Origin of the sequence: Sphingomonas sp. (assembly GCF_029239295.1) — a bacterium.
In the GTDB taxonomy this organism is placed as follows: domain Bacteria; phylum Pseudomonadota; class Alphaproteobacteria; order Sphingomonadales; family Sphingomonadaceae; genus Sphingomonas.
The window spans coordinates 48,755-63,718 of the sequence record NZ_JAQZBC010000003.1 but is presented as its reverse complement, the minus strand read 5'-3'; the positions used below and the strand labels follow the sequence as shown (position 1 = coordinate 63,718).

Genomic DNA, 14,964 nt, shown 5'->3' with positions numbered 1-14,964 from the left:
AAAAAGCAGGGCAGAGCGCTGGATCGCTAGGAGGCGCGCTGCTCGACCCGCTGAATTGCCGCCCGGCTCACGCCGAATTCCTTCGCCAAAACTCCGAGAGATGCGCCCGCCGCCCGCCGCGCCCTCACGGTGTCCTGCTGTTCCTTCGTGAGCGCTTGCGGGCGCCCTAGTACCTTCCCCTCAGTCTTCGCGCGAGCGAGGCCTGCCTGAGTACGCTCGACGAGCAAGTCGCGCTCGAACTCTGCCATCGCACAAATGACTGCCATGATCATCTTGCCCGCTGCGCTGGTTAGGTCCGTGCCGCCGAGTTGCAGGCAATGGACATGAACGCCGCCGTTCGCGAGCCGCTCGACCGTCGCACGGACGTCCATGGCATTGCGACCGAGCCGATCCAACTTGGTGACGATGAGGACGTCGTCGCGCTCCAGGCGGTCCAGTAGCTTGGAGAACTCCCGCCGCTCCGTCGCCGGGACCGATCCCGATACTGTTTCGGCCACGATGCGATGAGGCTCGACGGCGAAGCCCAGTGCTTCGATCTCCTGGCGCTGGTTGTCGGTGGTCTGGTCGGCTGTGCTGACGCGAAGGTAGGCGAAGGTACGAGCCATAGGTCCCCTGTATCGAAAACGAGGCTCGTTATTGAAAGTGGATCGGAACTGCTGTCAAGCTACTTTCCGATACAGCTTGGGCCGGGGGCTCGAAACCGGACGATTTCGAGCACGGCCTGACACGAGAGGGTCAAAGGTCGCCCCCTCAACGCACAGAGACGAGTGCTATGGCCGCGCCCTGTTCGCCCCGGACATGCGAGGTTGCCTTGAACGCCGGGAGCAACCGCGCGGCCTGATCGGTCGCGGAGCAGTTCCTGTCGATCCAAGCGAGGATGGTCTCCTGATGCGGGTGTGCTCTTGCCCTCTGCGACGCGCCCGTCCCATCCCCTAGTCGTTCGCGCTGTAGCTCGCCACTCCCGCAACGTACTCCCACCAAGGTGGCGGAATGGGCATCAGGCAGGCACGTCTGAGCCCTTGGGGCCTCCCTTATCCGCCCCACAGCGGACCGGCGGTTTCTGGCCGAACCCCCGGGCGGGGGGTAGGGAGCCAGCGTTAGCATACGCCATACCGCCTCGAATTTTTTTAGCTGGAGTGAGTCACCGTGGCCGCTTCCCTGTCCAAGAGTGGGCAGTAATTCGCCCTTCGATGCCTCCGGTCAATGTACCTCGAAATTGACGGCAGACCCCGCTGGCCTGTGTCTCCAAGGAAGGCGATAACTGGCTTCTCCAATGCTGCGCACCGACCCAGCCTTCCCCTTTAGAGATGAGGATTATTTCTGATCCGACGAGGATGTCCGACAGGGCCAACGGTGGCTTCGTTGCCGTTGCGACGGTGAATCTGATTCATTCGCCAGCGATGATGTATCGCAGCCCTCGTCCGAACAGGGCACACAGCGCCGCGAACACCGTTATCCCCGCTGCCGTTCCGTAGTCGACTGTGGGAATGTAGGGCTCCGGATCAGCCCCATAGGTGTCGCGACCAGTACGGTAGCCATCTGGACCGACCGGATGGCGAGCCTCCCATGCGGCGTGCTCTCGTTCTGCGACCGGCACCCGGCTGGTCTGGTCGAACCAGATCACCACTGCGAGGACGAGGGCAGTGGAAGCGATTCCGACGCTGATCCAGTGAAGCACCCGACCAAGACGAACAGCGACCGTTGTTTCCACCTTCTGCGTCGAAGGCCAAATCCAGCTTGGCACCATACCCCTCCAGCCGATCTTCTTGCGGAGCTCGAGAACCGCCGATCCTGCGAGGACCACACCAAGCATGCTCCCAATAGTCGCCCCGGCCTCCCATGGATGCTCACGCAGGTAAGCTCCTCTGGCGCGCTTGCCTGTGAGCCCAACAAAATCGAGGCCCATGCCGAGCAGCGACATGGCCCACGCCAGTATGATGCCAATGACCAAGCCCGCGATCAGCAGGCCTAAGATGGTCAGCAGATCTTCGCGTGTTGCCCGCTGTGTCATTCCTCTCCCCCGCCAGGTAAATTACCAGTGTTCAATTTGTCGGGCAACGGAAGGATAGCCAGAGCGGGCCAAGCCTCTCACTGACCGATCATCCATCCACTTCCAACGACCAGCTGCACACCTTGCTGCACAGGAGGATTGCTGCACAGGAGGGGGACGGGAGCAGGCCTGCCTTACGGCTCCGGGTATGCTATGTGGGTGCCTGTTGGTTGTGCCGTCTGGCGCCCTTGGGAGCTCCTCCTCCAAGCCCCCCCAGATCTGGTGCTTCAGTCGAGTGAAGGAAGCCGCTCCTGCACGCGGGTCACGACGTGGGGCCTGGACCAGCCGTCGATAACGGGGAGGGCGGGTGTGCCTGTTCGCTCGGTCAGGACGTCCCGGTAAGCAGTGATCATGGCCACCCCCAAGTCTACCTCTGCTGAGAGCGGGACGATGAAGCTGTCGTGGATTGGGAGGACGGGGATGCCTTGGACCGTCAGCCGATGCATGACCTCGTCCGCAATCTGGCTATCGATGTATTGCATCTCCAACCCACGTCCCTGCCGCAACCATCCCCGCACGGCCCCATAGCTATCCTCCAAGGCCTCCAGGAACGCCCTGTAGTCCTTCACCCTCTTGAACAGCCTCAAGAATTCCTTGGGGCGCCTGGGGGCGGTCTCCGCGTCCGAGTTAAGGAGCTGTCCGAAGGCACGCTTCGCGGCCTCTCGGTACGGCAGGTCGTAGCCGGGGATCAGATGTGGGTCTGTTGTCGTGGGCAGCGGCACGCGCTCAAGGTCGTAGCAAATGCGCGGCTGGAAGGCCTTGTAGTCCAGCTCGACCGTCACCTCTCCGTCGATCAGTATTCGGGCACGCTCCGCCTTGGGCCGTCGCTGCCACCAGCCGCCGTAAAAGCGGCCACCCTGTTCCCAGCTCCCGTTGTTGAACACGCGGTAGAGCTGGACCGCCGACAGGTCCGACGCGTCGACGTATTCCTCCTCGCCCCGCCCCTCGGTGTCCCTGACTTGCGGCGGGGTGGGGACGGCGGCAGGGCCGGTCAAATCGAGTTCGAGACGTGCTTGCAGCCGCAGCGCGTTTGCAGCGTCAACCCGCGCCCGCATCACGGCCACCTCGGGTGTCTCAGTGAAGCCCAACAGCGGCTTGGCGGAGTTACGGTCGGGCGCTCGGCCGCGCAGTCGGATTGTAGTCTCCAGCGGTGCCGTGTCGATGGCGTCGCATGTGACCCCGTGCGCATCCAGCAGGCCCATCAGTTTGCCTGTCGCTCGTAGTCGCGAACGATAGCCGCGACCGGTGGAAAGCTCGCCCACGGTCTTCCGCATGTACGACCCTGGCGTCCCCGTCGCGAGTTCGGCCGCTTGCAGGAACTCCGCGACCGTTCGAGCCGCTGAGGCCGTGATGCGCTCAGGTGTTCGGCCTGGGCCAAACTCGCTGGTGCCTCTGGGATACGCCAGGAACGTCTCAGGGTCCTCTTGGGCACACCAGAACAGCTCGAGGACGATTGCCTCCAGGGCGGCTTCCAGACGCGCCTGGTCCTTTGCTTTGCGGGCGCGCCTGCGCGGCGGCTCCCACGCGTCGAACTCGCGGAGGAGGGCTCCCAAGGCGTTCCGGGCGGTATCGGCGCGGGCCACACGATCCCATCGGATAAAGCGACAGTTCGTGAGGTGCGGGCGCTCCGCGTAGGACGGCTGCTCGCTCTCCAGCGAGGGCGAGGTCAAGCCTGGTCCTCGCGTTGGGGGGGCACCACACTTGCCACACACGCCCGCAGCGCTTCGTCGTTCGCTCGGCCGGGATAGCGCCCCATGGTGAGCCCTAGGGGAAGGTCGCTGGTGTCGTGGCCGACGACGTCCGCGATGGTCCACGGCTCTTGTCCGGCATCCTTAGCCTTGCGGATGAACCAGCGTCGCCAGCTATGGAAGTCGACGTTCGACTGCCGTTGCCCCTCAGCGCGCTCGTCGATCCCCAAGCGCCGCCGGAAGCGAGTGTAGGCCTTGCTCGCGGGCATGGACCGCTCCCTTATCGAGCCCACTTCGGGTTCAGGCAGGTCGTCGAACAAATAATCTCCCGGCTTCTTCCCCTTGGATCTGCGCTCGATGATGCCTGCCAGTTCTGCATGCACTGGCACGCGCCGCCGCGCGGCATCGGTCTTGCCTCGCCTGTCAGCGTTCACGCTGAACCAGCCATCGGCGCAGTGGCTGACGCGGAGCCCGCAGATTTCCTCGATTCGCATGCCTGAAAATGCACCAATCCAAACAAGGTCGAGCGTTCGCCGGTCCACGGTCCCTTCTGCCTGTGCGAAGAGCAGCTTGGCCGCCTCTCCGTCCGTGTAGGGACGCTTCCCTCCTGCACTGATCCCAGCCGGGTCCAGAAGCGCGGAGCGCCTGCGACGGGCCTGCTTCACGCCGTCGAGCTGTCGGGACCAAGGATTTTCGGGAGCGTAGCCCTTGCCCTCCAAGAACCGCCAGTACCCCGACAGGAACTTGGTGTAGGTTCCCGCAGATTGTGGCTCCATGCGTGTCAGGAGGTCTGTGACAAACCGACCCGCCACCTTGCGATCAATGCGCTCTACAGCCGTTGGAGCGAAATTGGCGCCAGCCCATTCCTCGTACACTCGGACAGTGCGGCGGATGCCGTCCACCGTGCGCGGAGCCAAGCCGCACGTCGCCAAGTAGACGTCGAGCATGGAACTGATGGGTGTGATGCGCCCCTGAGCGATATCGACGAACTCTCGCGCCGCCTGCCATCCTGCTTTCGCCTGAAGCTCCTCGGCGCGCTCCAACAGGACGAACTCAAGCGCCTCCCGCTCGCGCCAATCCTCTTTGCATTCCAGATCGGTCCGCCATCCCTGAGCCTCGTCAGCTATGGAAGTCGGGCGCTCGGCGGCAGTGAAGCTCGCCTTGAGCTCATGGATTACGGCGTGCTTGATCCGCTCGGCATTCGCCGGGCTGTCAGTTTTCAACGCTCGTTTCAACCGAGTTGCGCCGAAGAATGGCTGGAGGTCTTTCGGGACAGGGACGGTGACGCGGATCGAGCCTCGGTGCCATTCGAGATACTGCCCGAGGCGGGGCTTGTTTGACGCCATTCAGAACTCGTTGAGGGTTTGGTGTACCTCCCGCGTACCCCGCGCGTGTACCCCGTTGCAAGTCCACAACCACTTGCTATTCAACGATTTCAAGGCCTTCTGATCTATACGGCGCACACTCCCTCCGTCTCCGCCACCGCTCTGCCGATATCATCTCCACCGCTTCGGCGGATCACGCCGTCACGGGTGCCGGCGTTGTCTCCTCCTCACGCGCGTAACGCTGCGCCAGATGGGCACAGACCAGCAGCTGGATCTGGTGAAAGATCATGACCGGCAGGATGATCGGTCCCACTTGGGCCGCGGGGAACAGGACGCCGGCGATCGGCACGCCCGACGCCAGGCTCTTCTTCGATCCGCAGAACATGATCGCGATCCGGTCCGCGCGGTCGAAGCCCAGCCGGCGCGCGATCCATGCGGTGGCCAGCATGATGATTGCCAGCAACACGGCGCAAATGATGCTCAGCACGATCAGCTGCCAGATCGGCAACCCTGACCAGAGCCCTTCGACTACGGCTGCGCTGAAGGCGGTATAGACCACCAGCAGGATCGACCCGCGATCCACCATCGACACCAGCGTGGAATGCCGCGCGACGAAGCCGCGCGTCAGCGGGCGGGAGAGATGCCCGGCGACAAATGGCACCAGCAGCTGGAACACGATTGTCCAGATCTCGTCCCCGGCCACCTTGGCCTCGCCACCGATCAGCAGTGCCACGAGCAGCGGGGTCAGCCCGATGCCCAGCAGGTTTGAGGCAGAGGCGCTGCATACCGCGGCCGGCACATTGCCGCGCGCCATTGCGGTAAAGGCGATGGACGATTGTACGGTGGACGGCAGCAGCGTGAGAAACAGCAGGCCAGTGGCCAGTGACGGTGTCAGCACCTGGCCCGCCACCGCCGCCGTCCCGATGCCGAGCAGCGGGAACAGGCCGAAAGTGATCAGCAGAACCACCAGGTGAAGCCGCCAGTTGGTGAGCCCCTGCACGATCGCCTCGCGCGACAGCTTTGCGCCATGCAGGAAGAACAGCAGCGCGATCGCCGCGGTCGTCAGTATCCCAAACAACCGCGCGCCCTCGCCTCGGCACGGCAGTAGCGAGGCGACCAGCACGGTGGCGAGAAGCAGCATGCTGTAGCGATCGATCTTGCGGATGGCAGAAAGCAGGACGATTTTCCTCTTTGTCGCGCGCGGTGAGCGGGCGGGCGGTGCTTAGCACAAGGCAAATTTCGGACCCACCGCCGCTCTACCGACACCGGTGTCACTCCGCCGACAAGTTCTTCTTTCGCGCCGCTAACTCTATTTTAAGGTGTGTGGTTCCTGATGCAGCGGAACAACAGCATTGTGGGAATTACGCAGTCGCCGTTGATAATCGTGGCGCCGGTGCCACTTTGCAGGCACTCTCACGTTGCTATACGCGGCGGCTTCGGCCGCGCCTCGAAAAGGAGAAAACAGGATGATGAAGATACTTTCCGGCCTCGCGGCCAGTGCACTTGTTCTTGCGCCGATCTCGGCCACCGCGGCAACCGCTGCCGCCCCGGCATCGAAGCTGTCGGTTGCCTCGTCGGCGCGCGCTGGTGCGGCAACGGGCAAGTCTGATCGTGCGGTCGCTGGTGGCGGCGTCATCGCTGCAGTTCTGGCAGCGGCAATCGTCATCGGCGGCATCGTGCTGATCGCCGACAAGGACGACGATTCGGACAGCAACTGATCTGACGCGGCGGTGGGGCGGCTCGCCTCACCGCCGTTGGTGTTTCGGCACCGCTTTTCTTCGAACGATACCGCCGCGGCCTACTCCTCGGCGCACGCCAGCATTCCCTCGATCTCCTCGATCGGCAGGTTGAACGCGGCAGCCAGGCTGGCCGCCGAGGCACCCCGGGCGGCCAGTGCGCGAACGCGCTGGCGTTCCACGATCATCGTATAGCCTGACGTGTCGCGTTGCTCGCGCACGATATCCTTGCGTCCCGATCCCCGGCGCCGCTGCTCGGCAGCGCGGTGTGGATCGGCGGCGGTGAGTTCGGCATCCGCGCGGCGGCGCTCTTGCCGCAGCGCCTCGCGCGCCTGTGCTGCGGCTGCGCGCTCCGCGGCACGTGCTTCGAGCCGCGCCAGAACCGGGTCGCCGCTGCTCCCCTGCGTGTCAGCCAAGCGTGTGTCATCCGACGGCGTGCCGACCGGTCGCGTTTGGAGCGCGCGCGCGGGATCGCGCTGCTCAGTGCCGGCGCCAGCCGGCGCCCCCCAGCTCCTGTGTACCATGCCGCCGTTCCTTCCTGCTCGGGCCTTCCACCCGCGCACGGCATCTGCGTCATCGCGCGCGGACGCGCTCCTTAGCGGTCGCTACCGCTTTTTGAACCCCGCACCCGGAAACGATAGGCGGCTCGTCAGCGATCCTGACCGCCATCGACAGGGATGATCGCCCCGGTGACGAAGCTTGCCATCGGGCTGAGCACGAAGGCCGCCACCCGGCCGATCTCGTCCGGGGTACCAAAGCGTTGCAGCGGCACTTCCCGCCGGATCCAGCGCCACCACGATTCCGATCGCGGCCCGGTCGATCTTTCCTCCCAATCGCCGCCGGGAAAGATGATGTTGCCCGGCGCGATCGTGTTGACCCGGACGCCCGACGGTCCGGCGATCACCGCCAGTTCCTTCGATAAGTGCCCCAGCGCCGCCTTTGCCGTGCCATAGGTCATTGGCGTTCCCAGCGCCGCCAGTCCGGCGATCGATCCGATCATCAGCACCGATCCCTCGCCGCGCGGGGTCAGCCGCCGCAACGCCGCGCGCGCCAGGAAGAAGGCCGAATCCAGGTTCTGCGCCATCCCCCCGCGCCACGTGTCATCGTCGATGTCGAAGCCGGGCGGGCAGGGATGAAGCCCGACATTGGCGACCGCCCCCCATAATGGCCCAAGCGCCGCCTCGGCCGCCGCCATCGTCTCCTCAACCGCGGTGGGATCGGTCATGTCGGCGGCCGCGCTCCACAGCCGATCGGCACCGAAGCGGCTGGCGAGCGCATCATGCGTCGCTGCCAAGGCGGCCGCGCCGCGCGCGGTCAGCGCCACGTTCGCGCCCTCCGCCAAGCACGCTTCCACGATGCCCAGTCCGATCCCGCGGCTGCCGCCGGCGACAAAAATGGTCTTGCCCGAAAGCCCCAGGTCCATGCGATCCTCTCCTTTGTCCCGCATCGTGGCCCGGCATTGTTGCCGTGGCTAGGTGGCGGGCAGTTGCTCGGTTGATGTGCCAGCCTGGCGTTCACGGCGCCAGCGCAGCCCGATGAACAGCACCGTCGGCCAGAACAGCGTATTGACCGTGTCGGCGATGGTGTCGGGCCAGCGCCACGATCCGTGATTGTAGCGGTCGATACACTCGTTCAGCAGTTGGAGCGCGGCGACACAGGCCAGCGGTATCGGGGTTGCCAGCGACCGGCGCGTGATCAGCCGCGCCAGCAGCAGCACCGCCATGCCGCCGTGAACATGCGCCAGCGCATCCGGGTTGGCCGGCGTGATCAGCGTCGCCACAACATTCTTCAGCGCCACATAATCCATCGCGCTGCTTCTGCGGCGCGGCCGGCGGGAGCGCAACCGTTCAGATCATCGCCACCCAGGGCGCGGCGTCATCTACTTCCCCCGCTCCGGACGGATCGGCCGGCGGCTGCGGCAGGTCGTTCAGCCATTCCACGCGATTGCGGCCCTTGCGCTTGGCGCGATACAGCACCTCGTCCAGATCCTTGAACAGATCGGCGTGATCGTCGGGAGCCCGATCGAGGTAGCAGGCGGCAATGCTGACCGTCGCATTGACCATTCGCGCATTCCAGAAGATCCGCTGCGCGGCAAAGGCATCGCGCAGCCGCAAGGCGATCGCCTCGGCGTCCTGCGCATCGTCGACGCGCGCAACCACGGCGAACTCCTCGCCCCCCAGCCGCGCGAGCAGATCGCTTTCCCGGCAGCAATCGCGCGCCGTCTTGGCGAACAATTGCAGCATCGCGTCCCCGGCCAGATGGCCGTGCTGATCGTTGATCCGCTTGAAATGATCGATGTCGAGCCACAGCACCGCCAGACGGCCACCGTGGTCACGCATCGCCGCCAATCGCTTGCGCAGCTTGTGCTCGAACGCCCGGCGGTTGAGCAATCCTGTGAGCGGATCGTGGTTGGCGGCTTCACGCAACTGATCCAACAGCGCGTCGCGCACTGCCATTGCGCTGCTGATGGTCAGCGGCACCAGCACCAGGAAGGCGACTGCGATGCGAACCGACACCACATTGTGCGGGTTCGCCATGTCCTGCCCGATGTCGACCACGCCAAGGCCGATCGCGGTCATGCAGGCGATCCCCATGCCCATGGTGATAACCGCCGTCGTGGGGACGCTGTAGGTCAGCGCACACAGCAACAGTCCCGGCATCGGAAACATGATGCTGCCCGGCCCGTCGAACTGAATGGCCGCGATACAGGATGCCAGCAGCAGCAGGATCGGCCAGCGCGGCGCCCGGTTCGCCCGGATGCAACGCCACAGTTGTTGGGGGGTGATCCGGCGTACGGGAAAGTTCAGGATCGCCGGCAGGACCATCAGGTAATTGACCAGGTCGCCCGCGGGCCAGGTCAGCAGCGTCTGCGCCGGCGAACCGTCGAACGCGACGACCACGAGCGCCGCGCCGCATAACCCGGCGACTAGGCACGCGGGCAGCAACAACACCACGATCCGCAGGACGGAGTGGACGCGCTGCAGCGCCAGATCGCTGGGATCGAGGCGCATCAGGAAAATCGCCGCGGCCAGCGATCCCAGAAGGTTGGTGGCCGCGAACATCGCCGACATCGGCAGCGACCGTCCGAAGAGCAGGTCGGCGGCAATGAACCCGACCAACGCGCCGACCCAGCCGGATGGGCAATGAAAGGCGCGGTGGCGCAGCATCAATCCGGCAAGCAGGGCATTGGCGGGCCAGAAGGAAACGGAAAAGGCGTGCCGGGTCGCCAGACCCACGACGCTGGCCGCGAATACCGCCAATCCGATGATTGCCAGCGCCCGCGCGCCTGCGCCCAGCCGATCGCGCATCGACGTCGCATCGCGCGTCTCCGCGCGACGCTCACTGACGTCTGCTGATGGCGCGGCGGAAAAGGACATGCGCGGTCCGTTAGAGTGTAACCGTAAATTTACGGTGACGACGGCGCCTGCGCCAGCCGGTTAACCTTTGCAATATGTTGTTTTGTGTAAACGCTTCCAGTTGAACCGCACGACATCGTCCAGGGCGTCGCGGGCTGCCCATTGTTGCTGGCGGCTATACTGGCAAAGGCGCGCTACCACGCTAGAAAGGCGGCATGAACGCTCCCGGTGCGGCTAATTCCGCTTATCTTCGTCGCGTCGTTGGTGCTTCCATGGCGGGCACCATTGTCGAATGGTACGAATTCTTTCTGTACGGTACCACCGCGACGCTGGTTTTCGGCAAACTCTTCTTTCCGCCGACCGGTAACAGCCTCGACGGGATCATCGCCGCCTTCGCGACCTATGCGGTCGGCTTTATCGCCCGCCCGCTTGGTGGGGTGGTCTTCGGCCATATTGGCGATCGTATCGGTCGAAAGTCGCTGCTTCAGGTCAGCCTTGTGCTGATCGGGGCCTCCACTTTCCTGATGGGATGCCTGCCCGGCTATGCCAGCATTGGATATTGGGCGCCCGCGCTGCTGGTGACGCTGCGCTTCATCCAGGGTTTTGCGCTCGGCGGCGAATGGGGCGGGGCGGTGCTGCTGGTCACGGAGCATAGCCCCGATGATCGTCGCGGGTTCTGGGGCAGCTTCCCCCAGGCCGGCGTGCCGCTCGGCAATCTGCTCGCCACGCTGGTGCTGCTGCTCTTGTCAGCCACGCTCTCGGACGAGGCATTCCTCGCCTGGGGCTGGCGGGTCGCCTTCTGGCTGTCGGTGATCATCATCGTCATCGGCTATTACATCCGGACGCAGGTCAGCGATTCGCCGCTGTTCCAGGCTGCGCGGGAACAGGCCGACCATGCCGGCGACTATGGCCTCGTCGACGTGTTCCGCCGTTATCCCCGGTCGCTGCTCACGGCGATGGCGCTGCGCTTTGGCGAAAACATTCTCTACTACATGGTCGTGACCTTCTCGATCACGTACCTCAGTGTGCGCGGCATCGGGACGGGGCGGATCCTGACGCTCCTGTTCCTTGGTCATGTGGTACATGTCCTCGCGATCCCGGCGGCCGGGCTGCTCGCGGATCGCATCGGTCGCCGCCCGGTCTACATCGCAGGCGCGGCACTGGCGATCGCCTGGCCGTTCGCGGCGTTTCCGATGTTTGATACCGGTGACACCGCGACCATGCTGGCCGCGATCATCGTCGGCCTTGCCATCCACGGGCTGATGTATGCGCCCCAACCCGCGATCATGACCGAGATGTTCCCGACGCGGATGCGCTATTCTGGCGTTTCACTCGGCTATCAGGTCACGGCGATTGTTGCCGGCTCCTGGGCGCCGCTGATCGGCACCGCGATCCTGCGCGCGCACGATGGCTGGCTGCTGCTCGCACTCTACATCGCCGGCAGCGCAACCGTCAGCCTGGTTGCGGCGCTGCTGATGCGCGAGACGCGCGGCGTTGCGTTGATCACGATCGATCAGGCGGATGCCCAGCGCCTCGCCGCGGGAGCACGCTGAGCGGCCGGGATTCCGCACCTACGGAACTGGCCGGGGGATGGAGAAGATCGGCCAAAAGCGGCTAGAGACAGGCCGATGGACACCCAAAACGATCCCGACACCCCCCCTCAAAAGGGCCCGAGCTATTCGAGCTATCTGCGCCTGGACGAGCTGCTGGCGTGCCAGACGCCACTGTCGGGAACGCATGACGAAATGCTCTTCATTGTCATCCATCAGGCATCGGAACTGTGGATGAAACTGTGCCTGCACGAATTGACCGCGGCGCGCGACGCGATCGCCGGATCGCGCCTCGACACCGCTTTCAAGATGATGTCTCGCGTCGCCCGCGTGCAGCAGCAACTGATCGGTAGTTGGGAGATTTTGGCCACGATCACCCCGGCTGATTACTCCGCGATGCGCGGCAAGCTGGGCACCAGCTCCGGGTTCCAGTCGCACCAATATCGCGCGATGGAATTCCTGATGGGGAACAAGAACGCGGCGATGATCGACGTCTTCTCCGATGCGCCGCCGCTTCAGGCCATGCTGCAGGACGTGCTCACGAAGCCCGGCATCTATGATGAGGCGCTGCGCGCGCTCGCCCGCGCCGGACTGCCGGTGCCGGAGGACCGACTGAACCGCGACTTTTCAACGCCTTATGTTGCTTCACCGGGCGTCGAGACGTGCTGGCGCCGCGTCTATGCCGAACCCGATAAATACTGGGACCTGTATGAACTGGCCGAGAAGCTGGTCGATCTGGAATATCGCTTTCAACTCTGGCGGTTCGGCCATCTGAAGACTGTGGAGCGCGTGATCGGCTTCAAGCGTGGAACCGGTGGGACAGCCGGGGTCCCGTATTTGGCGAAGGTGATCGACCAGATATTCTTCCCCGAATTGCTGACGGTGAGGGCGGTGTTGTGAGCGTGCAGATGACGGGTGAATGGCCGGATCTCGATACCGTCCGATCGTGGGATGCGAGCGATCCGCTACGCGACCGCCGCGCGCGCTTCGCGCTGCCGCAGGGTATGATCTATCTCGATGGCAACTCGCTCGGCGCGCTGCCTCGCGCGACCGCTGACCGCATTGCCGATACGGTGACCCGGCAATGGGGCCGCGACCTTATCTCTAGCTGGAACAAGAATGGCTGGATCGACGCCCCCGCCCGGCTCGGCGCGCGCATCGCCCCGCTGATCGGCGCGGCTGCTGACGAGGTCATCGTCGCCGACTCCACCTCGGTTAATCTGTTCAAGCTTTTGGCCGCGGCGTGCGCTGCCCGGCCCGATCGTGGAACGATCCTGACCGAACCCGGGAATTTTCCCACCGATCTCTACGTCGCCAACGGCGTCGCGCAGATGATGCCCGATCGACGCGTCAGGACCATGGCAGCAGAGGAGATCGCGGCGGCAATCGATGCCGACACCGCGGTCGTCCTGTTGACTCATGTGCATTACAAGACTGGCGCGATGCTGGACATGGCCGCGATCACGGCGGCGGCGCATCGCGCTGGCGCGTTGATCCTGTGGGATCTCAGTCATAGCGCTGGTGCCGTTGACGTGGATCTGAACGGATGCGGCGTCGACCTGGCCATCGGCTGTGGCTACAAATATCTCAACGGTGGCCCCGGCGCTCCCGCGTTCCTCTTTGTCGCGCGATCCGTGCAGGAGACGCTGTCGTCCCCGCTGTCCGGCTGGATGGGCCATGCCGCGCCGTTCGACTTTGGCGACGATTATGCCCCGGCCCCCGGTATCCGTCGCTTCCTGTGCGGCACGCCGCCGATTCTGGCGATGAGCGCGCTCGACGCCGGGCTCGACACCTTCGGCGAAACCGGGATGGCACAGCTTGTCGCGAAGAGCAGAGCGCTTGGCGACCTGTTGATCGCGGGGATCGAGGCGCGCTGTGTCCGCCATGGCTTCAGCCTGGTCACGCCGCGTGATCCCGCCGCACGGGGCAGCCACGTCAGTATCGCGCATCCACACGCGTGGGAAATCTGCCAGGCGCTCATCGCACGCGGTGTCGTTGGCGATTTCCGCGCACCGGACGTTCTCCGCCTTGGCCTGACGCCCCTCTACACCAGCTTCGAAGACGTTTGGCAGGCGGTCGAACTGCTCGCCGCCGTGATGGAGGAGGGCGCATGGCGCGACCCAGCGTTCGCGGCGAGGGCGGCGGTTACCTGACGTGCTGGGCGGGCAAATTAGCCCGCCCCATGGGTTCCCTCCCCGTCACCGCCCGCAGTGATTGCCGACGGTCACGGGGCGGGGCGCTCAGGCTGTGCCTCCGCGAGGATCACGGCAAACCGGCTTTCCGGGTCGGTCCACTCGGCAACCGGGGTCCAGCCTCCCGCGCGAAGCAGGATACGGGCGTCGCGCGGGCCGTATTTGTGACTGTTCTCGGTATGGATCGTCTCCCCGGCAGCCATCGTGAAGGGCCGGCCCTCGACGGTGAACGCGACTTCCCGCGTCGCTTCCAGATGCATTTCGATCCGCGCGCGGTCATCGTTCCAGATCGCACGGTGGCGAAACGCATCAACGGGAATGGTGCCGTCGAGTTCGCGATTGATGCGGGCGAGCAGATTGAGATTGAACGCCGCGGTAACGCCAGCGGCATCGTCATAGGCGCGCTCGAGCACCGCGGCGTCCTTGATCCTGTCCATGCCAATCAGCAGCTGCGCCCCCTGGCCCAGCGACGCGCGCATCGCGCGCAGCAGGTCCACCGCCGCCAGCGGGATCAGGTTTCCAATTGTCGAACCTGGAAAGAAGCCCAGCTTCGGCGCGGTTTCGATCGTGCGGGGCAATGTGAGTGCCCGGGTAAAATCCGCTTCGAACGGGAGTACGAACAGGTCGGGGTAGCGGGTGGATAAATCCCGTGCTGAATCGCGCAGGAAGTCGCCCGAAATGTCGATCGGCACATAGGCAGATGGCCGAACGGCATCGATGACCAGCGGGGTCTTGGTTGACGAACCCGAGCCGAATTCTACCAGCGCCGATCCGCGCGGGACGCGCGCCGCAAGATCGGCAGCGATATCACGCAAGATTCCCGTTTCGGTCCGCGTCGGATAATATTCCCGCAGCTGCGTGATATCCTCGAACAATTCGGAGCCCTGGCGATCGTAGAACCACCGCGCCGGAATTGCGCGAGGGCGGCGTTCCAGCCCGCTAAGCACGTCCGCACGAAACTGCGGATCTGCCAGCGAGGCTTGTCCGTCCTCGATTTCCGGCTTCAGCATCAACGTCCCTTTCCAATTGATGTCGATCGGCGCGACCGGCGTGCGGTCGCGGCCGTT

14 protein-coding genes are annotated in these 14,964 nt (G+C 64.7%); 4 read left to right on the top strand and 10 right to left on the bottom strand.

Annotated elements, in window-relative coordinates; genetic code table 11:
• Window positions 1–26: 26 nt before the first annotated feature.
• From K0S66_RS04140 to K0S66_RS04120, 5 genes are all read right to left on the bottom strand, one after another.
• Window positions 27–605 (bottom strand): recombinase family protein, encoded by a 579-nt coding sequence (locus tag K0S66_RS04140; protein ID WP_301073879.1) that lies wholly within the window; start codon window positions 603–605, stop codon window positions 27–29.
• A 782-nt stretch (window positions 606–1,387) separates the two neighbouring features.
• Window positions 1,388–2,011, bottom strand: coding sequence for a hypothetical protein (locus tag K0S66_RS04135; protein ID WP_301073878.1), 624 nt, complete (start codon window positions 2,009–2,011; stop codon window positions 1,388–1,390).
• A 266-nt stretch (window positions 2,012–2,277) separates the two neighbouring features.
• A complete protein-coding gene (locus K0S66_RS04130; RefSeq protein ID WP_301073877.1) occupies window positions 2,278–3,720 on the bottom strand; it encodes a hypothetical protein in 1,443 nt (480 codons plus the stop codon).
• Window positions 3,717–5,084 carry a DUF6538 domain-containing protein gene (locus tag K0S66_RS04125; protein WP_301073876.1) on the bottom strand — a complete coding sequence of 456 codons (1,368 nt, stop codon included), beginning with the start codon at window positions 5,082–5,084 and terminating at the stop codon, window positions 3,717–3,719. Before K0S66_RS04125 ends, K0S66_RS04130 begins: the two co-directional genes overlap by 4 nt.
• Before the next feature lie 172 nt (window positions 5,085–5,256).
• Window positions 5,257–6,204 carry a bile acid:sodium symporter family protein gene (locus tag K0S66_RS04120; protein ID WP_301073875.1) on the bottom strand — a complete coding sequence of 316 codons (948 nt, stop codon included), beginning with the start codon at window positions 6,202–6,204 and terminating at the stop codon, window positions 5,257–5,259.
• Between the two features lie 325 nt (window positions 6,205–6,529).
• On the opposite strand from K0S66_RS04120, the gene K0S66_RS04115 reads away from it, so the two are divergent.
• Window positions 6,530–6,781 carry a hypothetical protein gene (locus K0S66_RS04115; RefSeq protein WP_301073874.1) on the top strand — a complete coding sequence of 84 codons (252 nt, stop codon included), beginning with the start codon at window positions 6,530–6,532 and terminating at the stop codon, window positions 6,779–6,781.
• Between the two features lie 80 nt (window positions 6,782–6,861).
• On the opposite strand, the gene K0S66_RS04110 is transcribed toward K0S66_RS04115, so the two are convergent.
• The 4 genes from K0S66_RS04110 to K0S66_RS04095 all read right to left on the bottom strand — a co-directional run bounded on the left by K0S66_RS04110 (window position 6,862) and on the right by K0S66_RS04095 (window position 10,176).
• Window positions 6,862–7,323 carry a hypothetical protein gene (locus K0S66_RS04110; protein WP_301073873.1) on the bottom strand — a complete coding sequence of 154 codons (462 nt, stop codon included), beginning with the start codon at window positions 7,321–7,323 and terminating at the stop codon, window positions 6,862–6,864.
• Between the two features lie 125 nt (window positions 7,324–7,448).
• The gene (locus K0S66_RS04105; protein WP_301073872.1) at window positions 7,449–8,222 is read right to left on the bottom strand and encodes an SDR family oxidoreductase; all 774 of its coding nucleotides are present in this window, start codon (window positions 8,220–8,222) and stop codon (window positions 7,449–7,451) included.
• Window positions 8,223–8,270: 48 nt separating this feature from the next.
• Window positions 8,271–8,606 carry a hypothetical protein gene (locus tag K0S66_RS04100; RefSeq protein WP_301073871.1) on the bottom strand — a complete coding sequence of 112 codons (336 nt, stop codon included), beginning with the start codon at window positions 8,604–8,606 and terminating at the stop codon, window positions 8,271–8,273.
• A 40-nt stretch (window positions 8,607–8,646) separates the two neighbouring features.
• Window positions 8,647–10,176 (bottom strand): sensor domain-containing diguanylate cyclase, encoded by a 1,530-nt coding sequence (locus tag K0S66_RS04095; protein ID WP_301073870.1) that lies wholly within the window; start codon window positions 10,174–10,176, stop codon window positions 8,647–8,649.
• A 194-nt stretch (window positions 10,177–10,370) separates the two neighbouring features.
• Between K0S66_RS04095 and K0S66_RS04090 the strand changes: the two genes are divergently transcribed.
• The 3 genes from K0S66_RS04090 (at window position 10,371) to kynU (ending at window position 13,858) form a co-directional block, all read left to right on the top strand.
• On the top strand, window positions 10,371–11,708 hold the full coding sequence (locus K0S66_RS04090; protein ID WP_301073869.1) for an MFS transporter: 1,338 nt from the start codon (window positions 10,371–10,373) through the stop codon (window positions 11,706–11,708).
• Window positions 11,709–11,783: 75 nt separating this feature from the next.
• Window positions 11,784–12,605 (top strand): tryptophan 2,3-dioxygenase family protein, encoded by an 822-nt coding sequence (locus tag K0S66_RS04085; protein WP_301073868.1) that lies wholly within the window; start codon window positions 11,784–11,786, stop codon window positions 12,603–12,605.
• 8 nt (window positions 12,606–12,613) lie between these two features.
• A complete protein-coding gene (gene kynU / locus K0S66_RS04080; RefSeq protein WP_301073867.1) occupies window positions 12,614–13,858 on the top strand; it encodes a kynureninase in 1,245 nt (414 codons plus the stop codon).
• 71 nt (window positions 13,859–13,929) lie between these two features.
• On the opposite strand, the gene egtD is transcribed toward kynU, so the two are convergent.
• Window positions 13,930–14,907, bottom strand: coding sequence for an L-histidine N(alpha)-methyltransferase (gene egtD / locus K0S66_RS04075; RefSeq protein ID WP_301073866.1), 978 nt, complete (start codon window positions 14,905–14,907; stop codon window positions 13,930–13,932).
• Between the last annotated feature and the right edge of the window lie 57 nt (window positions 14,908–14,964).

Bases quoted from the DNA above. Each gene is read 5' to 3' on its own strand.
- K0S66_RS04140 (WP_301073879.1), bottom strand. From the start codon at position 605: ATGGCTCGTACCTTCGCCTACCTTCGCGTCAGCACAGCCGACCAGACC.
- K0S66_RS04135 (WP_301073878.1), bottom strand. From the start codon at position 2,011: ATGACACAGCGGGCAACACGCGAAGATCTGCTGACCATCTTAGGCCTG.
- K0S66_RS04125 (WP_301073876.1), bottom strand. From the start codon at position 5,084: ATGGCGTCAAACAAGCCCCGCCTCGGGCAGTATCTCGAATGGCACCGA.
- K0S66_RS04120 (WP_301073875.1), bottom strand. From the start codon at position 6,204: ATGCTGCTTCTCGCCACCGTGCTGGTCGCCTCGCTACTGCCGTGCCGA.
- K0S66_RS04115 (WP_301073874.1), top strand. From the start codon at position 6,530: ATGATGAAGATACTTTCCGGCCTCGCGGCCAGTGCACTTGTTCTTGCG.
- K0S66_RS04110 (WP_301073873.1), bottom strand. From the start codon at position 7,323: ATGGTACACAGGAGCTGGGGGGCGCCGGCTGGCGCCGGCACTGAGCAG.
- K0S66_RS04105 (WP_301073872.1), bottom strand. From the start codon at position 8,222: ATGGACCTGGGGCTTTCGGGCAAGACCATTTTTGTCGCCGGCGGCAGC.
- K0S66_RS04100 (WP_301073871.1), bottom strand. From the start codon at position 8,606: ATGGATTATGTGGCGCTGAAGAATGTTGTGGCGACGCTGATCACGCCG.
- K0S66_RS04095 (WP_301073870.1), bottom strand. From the start codon at position 10,176: ATGTCCTTTTCCGCCGCGCCATCAGCAGACGTCAGTGAGCGTCGCGCG.
- K0S66_RS04090 (WP_301073869.1), top strand. From the start codon at position 10,371: ATGAACGCTCCCGGTGCGGCTAATTCCGCTTATCTTCGTCGCGTCGTT.
- K0S66_RS04085 (WP_301073868.1), top strand. From the start codon at position 11,784: ATGGACACCCAAAACGATCCCGACACCCCCCCTCAAAAGGGCCCGAGC.
- kynU (WP_301073867.1), top strand. From the start codon at position 12,614: ATGACGGGTGAATGGCCGGATCTCGATACCGTCCGATCGTGGGATGCG.
- egtD (WP_301073866.1), bottom strand. From the start codon at position 14,907: ATGCTGAAGCCGGAAATCGAGGACGGACAAGCCTCGCTGGCAGATCCG.